Genomic DNA, 17433 nt, shown 5'->3' with positions numbered 1-17433 from the left:
GCGTGCAGATCCCCGCGCCCCTTGTGCGCGCCTTCGGCACGGGCTTCGGGGCGCGGCGAAGGCGCGCGGCAAGGGGCGGGAAAGGAACGCGGGAAAGCCGCGCGGGAAAGGCGTGCGGGAAAGGCGCGCGGGTTATGTCTCGGATTCGGCTGGGCGGCGGTAGAGCCGTGTGGCGGTGACCTCGCCGTGGATGGCGGGGCCCTGGGGGTCGTGGTCGGGGAGACCGGGGCGGAGGTGCTCCTCCACCGAGATGTACTTGAGGCCGGCTCGGAGGTCGGCGTCGTTGCGGAGGCGGATGACGAGGGGGAACTCCGCGAGGGCGGTGGTGTCGAAGAGGCCCGTGGTGTAGATGAGCTGGACCCCGAGGGCGCGGGCCACCGCCCGCTGGAGTTCGAGGAGGTAGGTGGCGTTCGCCCGGCCGATGGGGTTGTCCAGGAAGAGCGTCCCGGCGTGGCGGAGCTTGGCCTGGCCCCGGTCGTTGGAGCGGAGGGCGGCCATCGTGCAGTAGAGGGCGATGGCGGCGGTGAGCAGCTGGCCGCCGGAGAAGACGTCGGCCATCTGGCTCACCGGGACCCGTTCGGCCCGGAGGACGGCGTCCGGCTTGAGGATCTCGACGGTGATGCCGTTGGGCTCCAGGGCCGCGTGGACACCGCGGAGGAGGAGGGTCATCCCGTCCCGGCGGAGGTCGGAGTTCTTGCGGACGGCCGCCCGCGTCGCCTCGTCGATCACCTCGCCCAGGCGCTCGGTGAGGAGCGAGTGGTCGGGGTCGGTGAAGCGGATCCGGAGGAACTCCTGCCCGGACCACTCCCCCAGGCCGTCGGGGAGGCGGGAGAGGCGCTGCGCCGAGCGGAGGGTCGCGAGGGAGGACTCGACCAGGCCGCGGAGGCGGTCGACGATGCTGTCGCGGTTCCGTTCGAGCTGGGTCAACTCGTCGGTGAGGACGCGGAGCCGGGGCTCGAAGGCGTCCGCCCAGCGGGACGCGTGCTCGGGCAGCGCCGCCGCCGGGAGCTCCCGGATCTGCTGGCGGGCCGGCGTCCGAACGGCCTCGTAGCGGGCCGCGTTGGCGTGCCGGACCAGGACGTCGGAGGCGTCGCGGACGGCCATCTCGGCGGCGGAGAGCTCGCCCGCGGCGGCCCGGAGGGCGCGGCGGGACTCGGCCGCGGCCGTGCGGGCCTCCGCCGTGCTGCCCTCGTAGGGGGCCGGCTCGGCGGGGGCGGACTCGGCGGCCTCCTCGCCCTCCGCGTCACGCCCGTGGTCGCCGCGCGGATCGCGGAGGTTGTCCCGGAGCTGGCCGGCCAGCTCCTCGAACTCGGCGGCGGCCGCGCGGGTGGACTCGTAGCCGCGGACCAGGTCCGCGTGGGCGGCCCGGGCGGCGTCCAGGGCGTCGCCGGCCTCGGCCAGCCGGGCGGTGGCGGCCCGCAGCAGGGTCTGGGCGTGCTCGGGGTCCTGCGGGACCAGGTCGTCCGGGAGCTCGGTGTGGTGCTCGCCCTCGGCGGGGGCGCTGCGCTCGACCTCGGCACGGAGCCGGCCCAGCTGCTCGCTGGCGGCGGCCGAGCGGGCCTCGATGTTCTGCACCAGCTCCTCGGCGCGGGCGACGGCGGCCAGCCGGCCCGGGCCGTCGGCGGCGTCGGTGGAGCTCAGCAGGGATTCCGCGCGGGTGCGGACCTTGTTGGTGAGGCGTTCCAGCTCGGCGCCGGCCGCGGCCTCGTCGCTCTCCGCGCGGGCCTGCTCGGCGCGGAGGTCGGCGCCGACGCCGACCTTCTCGTAGAGCTGGGAGGCGACCCGGTAGGCGTCGCGGAGGGTGGCCAGCGGGGTGTCGTCCTCGGCGCCCGGGTCCGTCTCGTCCAGCCAGCTGGTGTCGTTGCCGGCCACCTCGGCGCGTTCGGCGCGCAGCGTGCGGGCGGTGCGGCGGGCGTCGTCGGCGGCGCGCTGGACACCGCGGCGGTCCTGGTCGCCGAGGCGGGCGCGTTCCGCGCAGAGCTCCTGGCGCTGCTCGGCCTCGGCGACCTCCTCGGCCAGTTCGCGCAGCCGGCGCTGCCAGGCGGGCACCTCGCGCAGCCGGGAGGCCAGGCCGGCCAGCGCGTCGGCGCGCCGGCGGGCCGTCTGGTACGCCTCCAGCCGCTCCTCCAGGAGGCTTGCCGCGGTGGAGCGTTCGGCCTCGGCCTCGCCGTGGGCGGCGCGGGCGGCGACCAGCTCGGCGCCGGCCTCGGTGGCGGCCTCGCGGGCGGCGTCGACCGCCTCGGCGAGCTCGGCGAGGGAGCCCTCGGGGCAGGTCTCCCGCCAGGACTCCAGGCGGGAGAGGAGACCGCGGTCGTGGCCGAGGCGGGCGGCGAGGTCGCGGATCCGCTCGTCCCGCTCGCCGGCGCGTTCGCGGAGCCTGCGGCGTTCGTCGTCGGCGGCGTGCTCGTCGTGCATCGCCGGGTTGGGCGGGACGACGAAGTAGGAGCCCTGGGCCGAGGGTCCGTCGGCGGCGTCGGTGATGGGGGCGATCAGCGCCGCGGCCGTGCCGACGGCCACCGTCGAGCGGGGCAGCAGGGCGGCCGCGGAGAGCGCCTCGCGGGCGCGCTCCAGCGACTGGGGGTCGGTGACGACGACGCCGTCCACCAGCTCGGGGCGGGCGGCCAGGATGCGGTCGTGGTCGGCCGGGTCCACGGACTGGGCGAGGTAGCGCCAGCCGGGGAGGGCCGGCACCCCGTGCTCGCCGAGGTGCTCGACGGTGGCCAGGACGTCGGGGCCGGGCGGCAGCAGCCCGCCGTCCCCGAGGGCGCCGAGGATCCGGGCGTCGTCGGCGGCGGCCGTCCGCAGGTCGAAGAGCGAGCGCTCGGCGCCGGCGACGGACTCCTCCAGCAGCTCGCGGAGGGCGTCCGCCTGGCCGTCCAGGGCCTCGGGGGTGAGCATCGCCGGGAGGCCGGACGGGCCCGGCGGATCGGACGGGTCGGGCCGGCCGCCGGCCGCCTGGTCCGCGTCCGCGGTCGGGTAGGCCGCGCGGTCCGCGTCGTACGGGCTCAGGCCGAGGAGTTCGGCGAGGCGGGGCTCGGCGGCGAGTTGGACCGCGGCGCCGCGGTCGGCGGCCATCGCGCGCTGGGCGGCCCGGAGGGCGTCGTCCGCGCGGGCGGCGGCGAGCTCGGCGCGGTTCTCGGCGGCCGCGGCCTCGCGGGCGCGGGCGGCCGCCTGGTCGGAGTGGGCCCGGGCCTGCTCCCAGGCCCTGGCCGCGGACTGCTCGGCGCCGGAGGCGTCCAGCGCGGCGCGGGCCGGGTCGACGGCCGGGGCGGGGGCGGAGCCCGACCCGGCGCCCTCGCCGCCGGTACCGCCGCCGGCGGGGGCGGCGGCCTCGATCCAGCCGGCCTCGACGGCGGCCTGGGTCTCCCGCTCGACCTCGGCGAGCCGCTGGCGGAGGTGGTCGGCCTCGCTGCGGGCCTTCTGCGCGGCGGTGGCCGCCGCGGTGGCGTCGCGGTGCGCGGCCTCGCCGTCCTCCTGGAGGGCGGAGGCGCGCTGCTCCAGCTCCTCGGCCTGGGTCTCGGCCTCGCCGGCCGCCCGCTCCAGTGCGCGGACCAGCGCGGCCGCGGCGCGGGCGCGGGCGGCGAGCGCCGGGGCGGCGTCCCGCTCGGCCTCCCGGATCGCGGCGGTCACCCGGGCCGAGCGGTCCGCGGCGGCCCGCCGCCGGAGCACCGTCTCGGTGGCCTGCCAGGCCGAGTGGAGGGTACGGGCGTCCAGCAGCTCGCGGCGCAGCGCGCCGGCCTCGGAGGTGGCCGCGGCCAGGCTCAACGAGGCGTGGCGGTGGGCGAGTTCTGCGGTGGTGAGGGAGTGCCCGGTACGGGTCGCCTCGGCCTCGCGGACGGCGGAGGCGGCGTCCGCCACGCCGGTGGCCAGCTCGCCGGCGCGGGCCCGCTCCTCCTCCGCGCGGGCGGCGAGCGAGCGGACCAGGCGGCGGGTGCGGCGGTCGGCCTGGCGGTGGTGCTCCCGGACGGACTCGCGGGCCTCGGAGGCCTCGGCGATCCGGCGCAGCAGGTCGAGCGAGCCGGCGGTGAAGTCCCGCTCGGCGGTGAGCTCGGCACGCCGGCCGAGCTTGGCCGCGAAGCCGTGCACCAGGTCGGCGAGGCCGTCGGTGTCCCGGGTGTCGGTGACCGCGCGGAGGAGGAGGTCGGAGAAGTCGGTGTCGTTGCGGACCGCGAAGAGGCCGGCGGCCTCGCCCTCGTCGGCGTTCATCTCCCGCTGGTAGCGGAAGAGTTCGGGATCCAGGCCGAGCTCGCCGAGGTGCTCGAGCCAGCGCTCGTGGGTCTCCTCCCAGACCGCCTCGATGTCCGGGTAGGCCTTGCCGGCCTCGGTGAGGGCATCCCGGAAGCCCTTCATGGTGCGGCGGCGGCCGGTCGCGGTGGGGCGGGCGGGGGCGAGCGCGGCGGCCGGGGCGGCCGCGTCGGCCCCGGGCTGCCCGTCGGAGCCGGCCGGGGAGTCGTCGGGCGCCTGGGCGGGCGAGGGGACGGCCGGATGCGGGGGGAGGACGACGCGCTCGGCGACCGGCAGCGACTCCAGGGTCATCCCGGGGCCGGGGCGGAACGAGTACCAGGCCTCGGCGAACTTCCGCGGGTCGGAGGAGACCTGACGGCCCCGCCACTCGCTGACCTTGCCCACCACGACCAGCTCGCCGGTCACCGTGTGCTGCCACTCCAGGGCGACGTGGCCGCAGTCGTCGGCGAGGAGGAACTTCCGCAGCACGCCGGAGCTGGCGCCGCCGAGGGTGTTGCGGTGGCCCGGCAGCATCACCGAGAAGATCAGCTTGAGGAGGACGGACTTGCCGCCGCCGTTCTCCAGGAAGAGGACGCCGGCGGGGGCCGGGCGGCGGGGCGGGCCGGCCGGCTCCTCGCCGAAGAGTCCGGGCTGCTGGGGGCCGGGCTCGGGGACGGGGTCGCCGACACCGCGCAGATCGAGCACGGTGTCGGCGTAGCGGGCGCCGGCCGGGCCGATCGAGTACAACCGCACGCGGTTCAGCTCGTACATGTCTCTCCGAGGGGGCTTGGATCTCTGCTCAGCGGGGGCCAACGCTACCGGACGACGCTGACAGAACCGTGCGGACCTGGGCAAACGGCGCTGCGCGCGGCGGGTTTCCGCGGGGGGCTGCTGCCCCGGACCCCGGGCCCCGGGCCCTGGCGCGCTCGGCGACGGAGTTGGGGTTGCGGCCCGGTGGCCGTTGCCGGGTGCGGCGCCGTAGAGGGCCGGCCGCGCGGTTCCCCGCGCCCCTGAAGTCGCCGCGCGACTTCTCGGGGCGGCGGGTCAGAGCGCGTGGAACGGGAGGCCCGCGTCGGCGGCCAGTTCCTCGGTCTCCGGGTCGGCCGCCGGGGCCAGCGTGGCGGTGCCGTCGCTGATGGGGGTGATGCCGAGGTCGAGGAGCTCGGACATCGCGGCGGTGGCCGCGAGTTCGCGGACCTGGAGCTGGTACCGCGCGGTGGTGCGGTAGGTGCCGCCGGCGTCGTCCGAGGTCTTCTGCAGGAAGCCGGAGTCCACCAGGAAGCCGACCGCCTTGCTGATGATGCCGGTGGTGGAGCCGGCCAGGCGGCGGGCGTCCTTGGTGGCGCCGGTCGCGCTGCGCCGGGCGTACACCCGCCAGGCGGCCTCCAGTTCGGGGGCGTCGGTGGTGGGGTCGGTGTTCGCGCCCTCCTCGTCGGCGCGTTCGGCGAGGCGGCGGCAGGCCTGGCGGACGAAGGCGTCCACGCCGTTCACGGTGATCCGGCCGATGTAGCCGTCGTCGACCACGTCCTCGGGACGGGGGAAGGCGAGGGCGGCCACCGACAGGTGGGCCAGTCCGTGGAGGAAGCGGTCGCCGGTGTCGGAGACCGCGCGCCGGGAGTACTCGCCGAGGCGCACCGAGAAGACCGAGTCCTCGTAGGCGGAGAGGGCCATCCCGGTGCGCGGGGAGACCTCGAGGACGATCAGCCCCAGTCCTGTGGCCACGGCGTCGGCGAGCCGGGCGAAGGGCGGGTCCTCGCGGTAGCGGCGGACCAGGGCCGCGTAGTCGGCGTCCCGGGCCGGGAGCTGCTTGGGCTGGAGGCCGTGGGCGACCAGGCGGGCGGCCTCGGTGGTGTCGGCGGGGGTGATCGCGGCGGCGGCCGCGTGGGCGCCGGCCTCCGGAACGGGGGCGGCGGCGTGCGGGGCCTCGGCGGCGGCGTGCGGGGCGTCGGCGGCGTCCTCGTCGATGGTGGCGTGGGTCTGCTCGGCGGGGGTCATCGGGCGGCCTCCGGGTCCGGGGTGAGGGTCGCGGTGCCGAGGATGAAGTCGGCGCCGCCGAAGTCGGGGTCGTCCAGCGGGGTGCCGTCGTCCACGGCGAAGAGGACACCGGGCTCGCCCTGCCGATGCGCGACGCCCACCGGCGGGCTGGCCGCGTGAATGGACAACAGGGCCACCAGGTACGGGAGTTCGGGGTCCTGACGGCGGGCCTCGGCGAGCAGGCCGGAGAGCCGGCGGGGGGCCTCGGCCGGGATGTCCAGCAGTTGGAGGGCCGCCTCCAGCTGCTCCTCGGAGAAGCGGCTGTCGTCCGGGGTGGCCACCAGGTCGGGTTCGGGGAGCTCGGCGCCGAGGTGCTCGCGCTCGACCGGCGGCGTGAGCAGGCCGTCGACCAGATCGGTGAGCCGGACCGAACCGGGCGTGCGGAAGCCGGTGCCGCGGCCGAAGAAGGCGTCGGTGACCAGGACCGCCCGCTCCAGCGGGAGGGGCAGTACGGAGCAGAGCAGTTGGCCGTAGAGGTCCACCCCGGCGTGGGCGGCGGGGGCAGCGAAGGCCTGGCGGTCCTGCTCGGCGCGGAACAGCGGGCCGGCCTCCAGCAGGCGGGTCTGCAGCTGGGTGTGCCGGCGGATGCAGTCCTTGACGATGTCCACCAGCTCGGCCGCCCGCCGCTTGTGCTCGGCGTCCTCGGCCTCGTCGCGGGCGCGGCGGATGTTGGTGAGGATCGCGGTCTCGTGGCGGTAGCGGTCGGCGACGTGGTCCAGCGCTTCGGCGATCATGTCGGGGACGGCGTTCAGCCAGTCCACGGCGCGGACGTTGCGGCGGGTGGCGTCCAGGGCCCGGCGCAGCGTCTCGGCGTACTGGACGGTGCGGTATCTGGCCTGCTCGGCGGCGAGTTGGGCGTCGGCCAGCCGGCCGCGCCTGATCAGCACCTCCAGCTTGACCTCGGCGGCGATCTGAGCCGAGGTCACATCCGTGTCCAGGGCGCCGACCAGGACGTTGACCGCCTCGTCCGTGGTGCGGAGGTAGACCCCGCCGTCCGGGCCGGGGACCTCCTCGACCAGCTTGAAGTCGTAGTCCCGGCGGACGTACTCGCCCTCCGGGCCGAAGGTGCCGTAGACGGCGCGGAAGCCGCGGTCCACGCTGCCGACGTTGATCAGCGACTCCAGCACCCAGCGGGCGACCCGCTCGTGTTCCGCTGCCGGGCGCCGGGGGGCCTGGGCAGCGACGCGGGGCAGCAGGCGGGACAGTATCTGGTCCCGGTCGGCGCCGGCGTCGAAGTCCATGTTGAGGGTGACCAGGTCGATCGCGGCCAGGCCGATCTCCGCCATGCCGTAGACCGCGTACTCGCCGGCCAGGTTGGCCTTGCGGGTGTCCAGGTCGTGCAGCGGGGCGGTGCAGGCGAGGGCGCGGAGGCGGCGGGCGAGGCCCTCGTCGCCGGCCGGGCCCGGCGCGGTGCGGGCGCCGGGGAGCGCGCCGAAGGCGGGCAGGCCCAGGCCCGGGGCCCGGGCCACGCCGCCGAAGCCGGCGCGGGGGGCGCTGGGGCGGGGCGCGCCGGGGCCGGGCGGTGTGCTCTCGGTGCTGCTGTGCGGGGCGCTGGTCAGGTCGTCCCTCCCGGTCGCGGTCGTCACGGTGGTCCAGACTAAGGGCAACCACCGACAGCGACCCAATTCGCCACAGGTGGACCGGTTTTGCGGGGGTATGGGCAGGCGCGGGCCGGGCCGGCTCAGGCCGCCGGGCCGTCCGCCGTGGCGGGCAGCGGGTGGAGCGCGGCGAGGGCGGCGGCGGTGCGGGCCCGCGCCCAGGCGTCCAGGCCGGCCGTCGCTCCGCGCCTGCGGTGGGCGCGCTCGCGGGCGGCCAGCCGGAGGAGGTCAGGGAGCAGGTCGGTGGACCTGGCCAGGACCCATCTGCTGCCGCGGGTGGCCATCCACCAAGCCCGGGCGGACCGGCCGGGTGCCGCGCCGGTGGGCTCGGCGGCGGGCGGGAAGCCGGGCGCGAGTCCGCGGGCGGCGAGCTCGGCGTGGAAGGCCCGGGCCAGCATACGGTGCCCGCGTTCGGAGGGGTGGAGGCGGTCGACCGACCACAGCGCGGGGTCGTCGACGGCGGCGGCGCGGCAGGCGGCGTGGGTGTGGACGGCGCCATAGCGCTCGGAGAGGGCGTGCACCACGGTGTTGAGCGCCTCCATGCGGCGGGCGAGCGGACAGGCGAGGTCCGGCGGCAGCCGCAGCAGGCGGCCGGGGTCCGGCAGGCAGGCGGTGAGCGGGACGGCGCCGAGGGCGGTGAGCTCGCCGAGGGCCCGGTCCAGGCGGACGGCGAGCAGGTGGATGTCGAACCCGGCCCGGAGGGTGTCGTTGCCGCCGATGACGAGGGCGGCGAGGTGGGGGCGGAACGCGGCGGCGGAGGGGAGCTGACGCTCCACCAGGTCCCGGGAGACCGCACCGGCGAGGGCGAGGTTGCGGTAGTCGCCCGCGCCCAGGCTCTCCGCGAGCAGCGCCGCCCACCCGCGCCAGCCGCGGCCGCCCGGGGCCGGATCCCCGAGCCCCTCGGTCACGGAGTCCCCCAGCGCGACGAAGCGGGGAGCGGGTACGAGGAGCGCCCCGGATCGGAGGACGCTCTCGGCGTACCCGCCAGGCGCGACCTCCGCGAGCCCGCACGCCCCGGCGGCCGAGCGTCCGGGGCCGGCCCCGCCCCCGCGGGGGCCCGCGCCCCGGACGCCTGAGCCACGGGCCGCCGCCGGGCCGAACTCGGCGCCGCCCTGCGCGGGCACGGACACCGCCGAGCCAGGACCAGTTTTGGCCATCACGGCCGCTGACGCCGCCGCACCCGAGCCACCGCCGCCCTGCGCGGGGGCGGACACCGCCGCACCCGAGCCACCGCCGACCAGCCCGGGCGCGGACACCCCCGCACCCGAGCCACCGCCGACCAGCGCAGGCGCGGACACCGCCGGGCCGGGGCCACCGCCGCGCTGCGCAGGCGCGGACACCGCTGAACCCGAGCCGCCGCTGGCCAGCCCGGGCACGGACTCCGCCGAACCCGAGCCACCGTCGCCGTGCGCGAGCACCGGCACCGCCGAGCCCGGGCCACCGCCGGTCCGCCCGGGCGCGGACACCGCCTGGCCGGGGCCACCATTGGCCATCGCGGGCGCGGACGCCACCGAACCCGAGCCACCGCCGGCCAGCCCGGGCACGGACACCCCCAGACCCGAGCCACCGCCGACGAGCCCGGGCGCGGAGGGCGAGGTCACGGCTGCGGTGGTGGGGTGGCTCCGAGGGGCGGGGCGGGGCGGGGCGGGGGCGCCTTGCGGGGGTGGAGGTATGGGTGGGCCGGCGCCGGGTCGGGGCCGGTGTGGGCTGGGTGGGGGTGTGCGGGGTGGGGGTGTGCGGGGTGGGGCGGAGTGGGAGGTCGTGGGCGGTGAGGAAGGCGGTGGTGGCGGCCCGCCAGGGGTAGCGTTCGGCCTGCCGGCGGGAGGTTCGGCGGCGGGCGGCCGGGGCGGTGGCGAGGAGCGCGGCGACGGCGGCGGCGAAGCCGGCGGCGTCGGGGGTGGGTGCGATGACGCCCGCGGCGCCGACCACCTCGGGGAGGGCGCTGAGCGGGTTGACGGCCACCGGCGTGCCGCTGGCGAGCGCCTCCAGCGCGGCCAGGCCGAAGGTCTCCACCGGCCCCGGGGCCAGCACCGCGTCGGCGCTGGCGAGCAGCGCCGGAAGGAGGCCGCCGCCGAGGTGGCCGGTGAAGGTGACGGCGCCGGGGACGAGCCGCGCGGCCTGCCGCTCCAGCCGCGGGCGCAGCGGGCCGTCGCCCACCACCAGGAGCCTGGCCGGCACTCCCCCGGCGCGGAGTTCGGCCAGCGCCGAGAGCGCGAGGTCGGGCCGCTTCTCGCGGTGGAGCCGGGAGCAGAGCACCAGCAGGGGTTCCCGGGGGCGGGCGTAACGGGCGCGCAGTTCGGGATCGTGCCGGCCCGGATGCCAGCGGGCGAGGTCGACACCGAGCGGGGCGCGGCGGATGTTCTCCGCGCCGATGCGGTGGAACTCCTCGGCCGCCCAGGCGGTGGTGCAGACGACGGTGCGGAAGTCGCGCGCGGTACGGGAGTTGTGGCTGTCGGCCAGCGCGCGGGCGGGCGCGGGGCGGAGGCCCCACTGCCGCAGGACGCCGTCCAGGCTCTCGTGCGAGACCATCAGCGCGGGGACGCCGGCGTCCGCCGCCCAGCGGCCGGTCCAGCGGAGGGTGGCGCGGTCCGAGACCTCCAGTCGGTCGGGGGCCAACTCCTCCAGCAGTGCGGCGAGTTCGCGGCGCCGCCAGAGGAGGCGGTAGCCGCCGCTGCCGGGGATCGGGGTGCCCGGAAGGGTGATCACCAGGCCCTGGTCGGTCTCGGCGGTGGAGCGGGCGGGGCCGGGCACCACCAGCACCGGGTCGTGGCCGGCGGCCCGGTAGCCGGCGCCCAGCTCCCGAAGGGCGGTGCGGAGGCCGCCGGACCGCTCGGTGACGAAGTTGGCGAGCCGGACGATCCGGTGGCGGTGGCGGCGGCGGGGGCTGCCGGGCCCGCGCCCCTCGCCGCTCATGCCGCCACCGCCGTCTCCCGCGCGGCGGCGTGGCTGCCGAGGACCTGGGCGTAGTGGTCCAGGAGGAGGTCCCCGACGGCCTCCCAGGTGCGGTCGGCGACCTCGGCGCGGGCGGCCGCGCCGTAGCGGGCGCGGAGGGCCGGGCTCCGGCGAGTTCGGCGACCGCGCGGGCGACGGCGTCCGCGTCGCGCGGCTGGACGAGCAGCCCGGTACGGCGGTGGGCGACCAGGTCGAGCGGCCCGCCGACGGCCGGTGCGACCACCGGTACGCCGCTGGCCATGGCCTCCTGGATGGTCTGGCAGAAGGTCTCCATCGGGCCGGTGTGGACGAAGACGTCGAGGGAGGCGTAGAGGGCGGCGAGTTCGTCGCCGGTGCGGCGGCCGAGGAAGACCGCGTCCGGGAGCCTCCGGCGGAGCGCGGGGGCGCTGGGGCCGTCCCCGACGACGACGGTGCGGGTGGCGGGCAGCCGGCAGGCGGCGGAGAGGAGGTCCACCCGCTTCTCGGGGGCGAGCCGCCCCACGTAGCCGACGAGGAGTTCGCCGTTCGGGGCGAGGCGGGCGCGGAGCCCGGCGTCGCGGCGGGCGGGGTGGAAGCGGGACGGGTCGACGCCGCGCGGCCAGACGTGCACCCGGGGGACCCCGTGGGCGACGAGGTCCTGGGCGGCGGGGCGGCTGGGGGCGAGGGTGCGGTCGGCGGCGGAGTGGATGGCGCGGATCCGGCGCCAGGCGGCCGCCTCGCCGAGGCCGCCGGCGCGGTAGACGCGGGCGTAGCCGGCGATGTCCGTCTGGTAGACGGCCACGGTGGGGAGGCCGAGGCGGCGGGCCGCGGTGGCGCCGCGGGCGCCGAGGACGAAGGGGCTGGCGAGGTGGACCAGCCGGGGCGCCCGGTCGGCGAGGAGCCGGGCGAGGGCGCGGCCCGCGGCGAGGCGGACCTGGGGGTAGCCGGGGAGGGGGACGGAGGGGAGGCGGAGGACCTCGCAGGGGTCGTCGGAGGCGATGGGCGGGGCCGCCGGCTGGGGGGTGACCACCAGGGGCCGGTGTCCCCGGGCGATGAGGTGCTCGGCGGTCCGCAGGGCGGAGTGGGCCACGCCGTTGATGTCTGGGGGGAAGGACTCGGTCACCAGAGCGATACGCATACGGGGTTGGTTCCGAGGGCGGTCGGATACCCGGCGACGTGGATCTGGCCCGCGGGCGAAGGTTTCCCCAATCCCGCGCGCGTTCCCGCGGTGGAGCCGCTGCCGTCCGGGCCCCGGGCCGCCGCTTGCCCCTGCGCCCGCGCCTGCGGCGGCGCCCTCGGACGCCACTGGACGCCCCTGGACACCGCTGGGCGCCCCTGGACGCCGCTCGGGCCGCCCCCGCGTCCGGCGCCGCGGGTCAGGCGTCGGTGAGGCGGCCCTTGACCGCCTCGTGCACCTCGGCCTCCTCGGCCGGGTCGGCCGCCAGGCGGCGGAGGCGGTCCAGGACTCGGGCGTCGCCCTTGGTGGCCACGTGGCGGGCGGCGAGCTCGCGGGTGGTCTCCTCGCAGTCCCAGAGGCACTCGACGGCGGCGCCTGCGGCGAAGCAGGGGTCGGTGCCGGCCAGGGCGCGGGCGGCCTTGCCGCGGAGGGTGGAGGAGGCGGTGTCGGCGTAGAGCCGGCGGAGGACGGGGACCGCCGCGGTCGCGGACAGCCGGGCCGCGCCCTCGACCAGGTCGTCGAGGTCGGGGGCGTCGACCCCGTCGTGGCCGACCCTGCGTTGCAGCGCCGCCGCGACCAGCCCGGCGTCCCGCTTGTCGCCCGCGCAGGCGAGCAGGCGGACGGAGGCGTCGGCGAGGGCGCCGTCGAAGGGCGCGGCGGCCCAGCGGCGGGCGCGTTCCATGATCCGTTCGCTGCGCATCCGGCAGAGGGTGGAGAGCGCGGCCGTGACGATCTCCTCCTCCGGATCGGTCGCGGCCAGCTCCAGGAGGTCGGGGACGGCCGGGTCGTCCCGGCCGGAGAGGTAGCGGAGCGCGGCGATCCGGGCGCCGACCGGCCCGGAGGCGGCGGCACCGAGCAGCAGCGGGCGGTCCCCCGGGCCGGCGACCGCGGTGAGGCACCGGGCCGCCGCCGCGGCGCGGCGCTCGCGCGGACCGGCGGCGTCGGCCGGCGACGGGGCGCCGCTCAGGGCGGTGGGCTCGTCGGCCCAGGCCAGTACGGCCTCGGTGGACCAGTCCGGGGTCTCCCCACGGGGGCCCGACAGCTGGCGCTGCCAGAGTTCGAAGGGGGCCTGCTCGGTGGCGGCGGCGACGCGCCGGTGGTGGGCCGCCCACAGGTGCCAGGGACGCGGGTCGTAGGCCTCGCGGACGGCGGCGCGGAGTTCGGCGTCGCCTGCGGGACCGGCTTCGAAGCGGGCCAGCACGGGTTCGGCGAGGGCGAGGAGGCCGGCGTCGTCGTCGCAGACGGCGAGCTCGTCCAGGGCCCAGGCCCAGTTGGCGCCGGTGGCGGCGTACCGGCGGAGCAGCAGCAGGGCGTCCCGGCGGCCGTACTGGGCCAGCCGGCCGAGGACGGACAGGGCGAGGCCGGTGCGGCACTCGTGGGTGTCCAGTACGTCGTCGGGGTGGCCGAGGTGGGCCTCGATGCCGGCCAGCGGTCCTTCGAGCTCCATGTAGAGCCGGGCGTAGTAGAGCGACCGGTTCTCGACCTGCCAGTCCCGGCGGGGGTCCTGGGTGACGCAGACGTCCAGGGCGGCGAGGGCGACGGAGCGCTCTGCCGCCAGGGCGTGCAGGGTCCCGTCCCCGCGCCCGCGCTGCAGCAGGCCGAGGAGGGTGGCGCTGGGCGCTATCTCCGGCTCGAACATGTCGTCAGCATCCGTTGCGGTGGTTCTGGTCAGCAACGGGATTTCCGTCGCGGGCTTCGGTCGCCGGGCAGCGTATCGCCAGGGCGGCCCGGTATGCCAAGCTTCGGGAGCGGGTGGGACGCGGTTCCCGTGGAGTTCTCAGAGTTCTTCCCTCAGGCCCCTCGAAAGCCCGTCCGCGCAGGCGGCGGAGGTGACGGGGGCGGCCGGCCGGGTGCGCGGACCAGGGGGCCGGGGATGTAGATGCATAGCCAAGTGATATAAATACCGTCATGATCGAGCACCATCCGACGCACAGGTGTACTCACAGCACCGTGCGCGGGCTCGTCATCCGGACGCACCTCACTCCCGCGCCCGACGGCAGCGCCGTCGCGGACGCGAGCGCAGCTCGGCTCCTGCCACGACGAAAGGGCCGCCGCCCCGCGCGGCCCCTGCGCCATGACAGCCGTCCGTCCTCCTACCGGCGTCAGTGGATGGCCCGACCCGCGGACCGCTGCCTCCTGGATCTGAGCCCCCCGGCGGGATAGGCCGGAGCGCCCGACCGGAGCGCCCGAGGGGAGGGCGCCGCGCGCCCCCGGCGCGCCGCCGTCCCCCGTTTCGCCCCTGTCCCCCGGCACCCCTCCTCCACTTCACTCTTCTTCGCCCCCCGTTCGTTCCCGCATGCCCGCGGCGGACCGGTGCGCCCGGCGTACCCGGTGGATCCGGTGTTCCCCGTGCGCTCCGGCATGCCCGCGGACGGCCCGTTCGACGACACGTCAGGGAGAAGCACGCCCGTATGCATCTTCTCGTCAAAGGCATCCAGCACCCGCTGACCGGCGAGGTCCTCGTCCCCAACTCCAAGTACCACGCCCACCGCGCGCTGATCCTGGCCTCGCTGGCCGACGGCACCAGCCGGATCACCGGCCTCTCCGACGCGCGGCATGTGCAGTACACCGTGCAGCTGCTGCGCGGGCTCGGTGTGGACATCAGTACTGACGGCGACACCTTCGTGGTACGCGGTCTGGGTGGTGGTTACCGGCCCCGGCGCGCCGCCGTGTCCGCGGGCTCGTCCGGCACCACCCTCTACTTCATGATCGGTCTGGCCTCGCTCTCCGACCGTCCGGTCGCCGTGACGGGGCAGAAGTACTTCCGGCGGCGGCCGGTCGGCCCGCTGCTCGACGCCCTGCGCCAGATGGGCGTCGAGCTGGAGTCGGCCGACGACTGCCCGCCGGTCCAGGTCCGGCCGAGGCGTCCGACGGGTGGTCATGTCACCATCGCCGGAACGCTTTCGCAGTGGATCTCCGGTCTGATCCTCCTCGCCCCGTTCGCCACCGGGCCGACCGTGATCGAGGTGGAGGGCGAGCTCAACGAGCGCACCTACCTTGAGCTCACAGTGTCGATGATGCGTCAGTTCGGGCTGCGGATAAGCGTGTCGGAGGACTGGCGGCGGTTCGAGGTGCAGCCCGGCCAGCAGGCCCGGGCCACCGATCTGGCGCTGCCGCCGGACATCGGCTCGGCCGCCTTCGGCGTCGCCGCCGCGGCCATCCACCCGTCGAACGTGCTGCTGCGCGGGATGCGGCGGCTGAGCGGCGGTCCCGCGGACCACCCCGAGGTGCACTTCCTGGACATCGCGCGGGCCATGGGCGTGCCGATGGAGCTGGAGCGGAACCCCGCGGACCCGGACGGCGAGCCGCTCGGGATCCGGATCGCCCACGACGGTGTGGACCTCAAGGGCGTCACGGTGGACTGCACCGACGTCCCGGACATGCTGCCGATCCTGTCCACGATGGCGACCTTCGCCCACGGCGAGACGGTCTTCGAGCATGTGGCGCACACCCGGCTCAAGGAATCCGACAGGGCGGCGGCGATGTTGCAGCTCAACGCCATGGGCGGCGATCTGGAGCTGACCGGGGACGCACTGCGGGTGCGCGGGGTCGGTTCGCTGGTGGGCACCCGGCTCTCCTCGTTCAACGACCACCGGGTGCTGATGTCGCTGGCAGTGGCGGCGTCGCGGGCACGCGGGCACTCCACCCTGACCTATCCGAACGCCTACCGGATCTCGTATCCGACCTTCCTGGACGCGATGAACAGCCTCAGCATCCCGATGTCGGTGGAGAACAACCGCGCCAGGTCCGGCGCCTCCCGCCGCCCGGACAAGGAGATCGACAAGCCGGACCAGGCGGCCCGGATCACCCTGCCCGAGTGGCTGGCCCGGCGGGCCGCCGCGCGTCCCGACGACACCGCCGTGGTGGACGTCCGGCCGGACCGGGACGAGGTGCTGACCTGGCGCGGGCTGGCCGAGGAGGTCGACCGGATCGCCTCGCTGCTGCTGGCCCTCGGCGTCAGGCCGGGCGACCGGGTCGCCTACCAGCTGCCCAACCGGGCCGAGTTCGTGGCGCTGTCGCTGGCCGCGCTGCGGGTCGGCGCGGTGTGCACGCCGATCATCCCGTTCTTCCGGGAGCGCGAGGTCGGCTTCGTGCTGCGGCGCTCGCGGGCCAGGGTGCTGGTGGTGGCGGACCGCTACCGCGCGCGCCGGCCCGCGGAGGAGCTGGCCGAGTTGGTCGCGGCCGGCGGGGCGGACACCGCCGCGCTGGACCATGTGCTGGTGCTCTCCGAGGACGGCGGCCCGGCCGAGCTGCCCGCCGTGCGCGAGACCGCCTCCGGCCGGCCGAGCTGGCAGGACTGGCAGGCCGCGCTGGCGGCCGTCGAGGTGGACCGGGCCGCGCTGGACGCGGTGCGGCCGACCCCGGACGCCATCGCCCAGCTGCTCTTCACCTCCGGGACGACCGGCGAGCCGAAGGGCGTGCGGCAGCCGTCGGAGAACCTGGTGCGGGCGGTCTCGATGGAGATCCGGCACCTCGGGCTCGGCGCGCAGGACGCGATCTGGGTGCCCTCGCCGCTGGCCCACCAGACCGGCTTCCTCTACGGGATGGTGCTGGCCCTGGTACTCGGGGTGCCGCAGATCGTGCAGGGCGAGTGGAACGCCAAGCGGGCACTGCAGTCGCTCAACGACCACGGCGGAACCTTTGTGCAGGCCGCCACCCCGTTCCTGTCCGACCTGGTGAAGGCCGTGGAGGACACCAATGGCGTGGACAAGCCGCGCCACCTGCGGATCTTCGTGGCCACCGGTGCCGCCGTACCGCGCGGGCTGGCCGAGCGGGCCACCCGGGTGCTGGGGGCGACCGTGCTCGGCGCCTTCGGCACCACCGAGACCTGCCTGGCCGCGCTGGCCGCGCCGGGCGACGAGCCGGCCCAGCGCTGGGGCACCGACGGGCGGGCGCTGGAGGGCGTCCGGCTGCGGATCACGGACGACCAGGGGCGGGTCCTCCCGCCCGGCGAGGAGGGCAACTTCGAACTGCTCTCCCCCACCGTCTTCGAGGGCTACCTGGACCGGCCGGACCTCACCGGCGAGGCCTTGACCGAGGACGGCTGGTACCGCACGGGGGACCTGGCGACCATCGACTCCTCCGGGTTCCTGCGGATCACCGGGCGGGTCAAGGACGTCATCAACCGCGGCGGCGAGAAGATCCCGGTCTCCGAGATCGAGCAGCTGCTCCACGACCACCCGGCGGTGGACGAGGCGGCCGTGGTCGCCATGCCGGACCCCCGGCTGGGCGAGCGGGCCTGCGCCTTCGTCGTCCTGCGGCCCGACGCCCGGCTCTCCTTCGGCGCCATGCGGGAGTACCTGGACGCCAACCAGGTGGCCAAGCAGTACTGGCCGGAGCGGCTGGAGACGATCGAGCGGCTGCCGCGGAACCCGATCGGGAAGGTGCAGAAGTTCGCTCTGCGGGAGCTGGCGAAGGATCTGCGACCGCAGGACGCCTCCTGACGGAGGCGGCCGGCGACCGCGAGGAACCCAACACACGGAAGGCACA

At 76.8% G+C, this 17433-nt stretch carries 6 protein-coding genes and 2 pseudogenes; 1 reads left to right on the top strand and 7 read right to left on the bottom strand.

The features are described 5' to 3' along the window. Positions 1-132 precede the first annotated feature (132 nt). The 7 genes and pseudogenes from BS73_RS34030 to BS73_RS33990 form a co-directional block, all read right to left on the bottom strand. The gene (locus BS73_RS34030; RefSeq protein ID WP_037578176.1) at positions 133-4995 is read right to left on the bottom strand and encodes a hypothetical protein; all 4863 of its coding nucleotides are present in this window, start codon (positions 4993-4995) and stop codon (positions 133-135) included. A 273-nt stretch (positions 4996-5268) separates the two neighbouring features. Then, on the bottom strand, positions 5269-6219 hold the full coding sequence (locus BS73_RS34025; RefSeq protein ID WP_235215623.1) for a hypothetical protein: 951 nt from the start codon (positions 6217-6219) through the stop codon (positions 5269-5271). After that, entirely contained in the window at positions 6216-7727 is a 1512-nt protein-coding gene (locus BS73_RS34020; protein WP_051941648.1) for an ATP synthase subunit B family protein, read from the bottom strand. Before BS73_RS34020 ends, BS73_RS34025 begins: the two co-directional genes overlap by 4 nt. 212 nt (positions 7728-7939) lie before the next feature. Next, positions 7940-9457, bottom strand: a complete 1518-nt coding sequence (locus BS73_RS34015; RefSeq protein WP_235215622.1) for a GDSL-type esterase/lipase family protein — start codon at positions 9455-9457, stop codon at positions 7940-7942. Positions 9458-9578: 121 nt separating this feature from the next. Then, positions 9579-10769: pseudogene (locus BS73_RS36915) on the bottom strand (glycosyltransferase); the annotation flags it as partial. Further along, a pseudogene (locus tag BS73_RS36910) lies at positions 10766-11904 on the bottom strand (glycosyltransferase family 4 protein). The pseudogenes BS73_RS36910 and BS73_RS36915, both read right to left, overlap by 4 nt. Before the next feature lie 238 nt (positions 11905-12142). Next, complete coding sequence (locus BS73_RS33990) at positions 12143-13582, bottom strand: hypothetical protein (RefSeq protein WP_037578172.1); 1440 nt, start codon at positions 13580-13582, stop codon at positions 12143-12145. A gap of 772 nt (positions 13583-14354) precedes the next feature. Between BS73_RS33990 and aroA the strand changes: the two genes are divergently transcribed. Then, positions 14355-17387, top strand: a complete 3033-nt coding sequence (gene aroA / locus BS73_RS33985) for a 3-phosphoshikimate 1-carboxyvinyltransferase (RefSeq protein WP_037578171.1) — start codon at positions 14355-14357, stop codon at positions 17385-17387. Positions 17388-17433: the final 46 nt, after the last annotated feature.

Origin of the sequence: Phaeacidiphilus oryzae TH49, assembly GCF_000744815.1 — a bacterium.
GTDB classification, from domain to species: Bacteria; Actinomycetota; Actinomycetes; order Streptomycetales; family Streptomycetaceae; genus Phaeacidiphilus; species Phaeacidiphilus oryzae.
The sequence above is the reverse complement of the archived record's forward strand: the minus strand, read 5'-3'. Positions and strand labels throughout refer to the sequence as shown.

What these genes read in the sequence shown, in the direction of transcription:
- BS73_RS34030 (WP_037578176.1), bottom strand. Translation starts at nt 4,995, where the DNA reads ATGTACGAGCTGAACCGCGTGCGGTTGTACTCGATCGGCCCGGCCGGC.
- BS73_RS33990 (WP_037578172.1), bottom strand. Translation starts at nt 13,582, where the DNA reads ATGTTCGAGCCGGAGATAGCGCCCAGCGCCACCCTCCTCGGCCTGCTG.
- BS73_RS34025 (WP_235215623.1), bottom strand. Translation starts at nt 6,219, where the DNA reads ATGACCCCCGCCGAGCAGACCCACGCCACCATCGACGAGGACGCCGCC.
- aroA (WP_037578171.1), top strand. Translation starts at nt 14,355, where the DNA reads ATGCATCTTCTCGTCAAAGGCATCCAGCACCCGCTGACCGGCGAGGTC.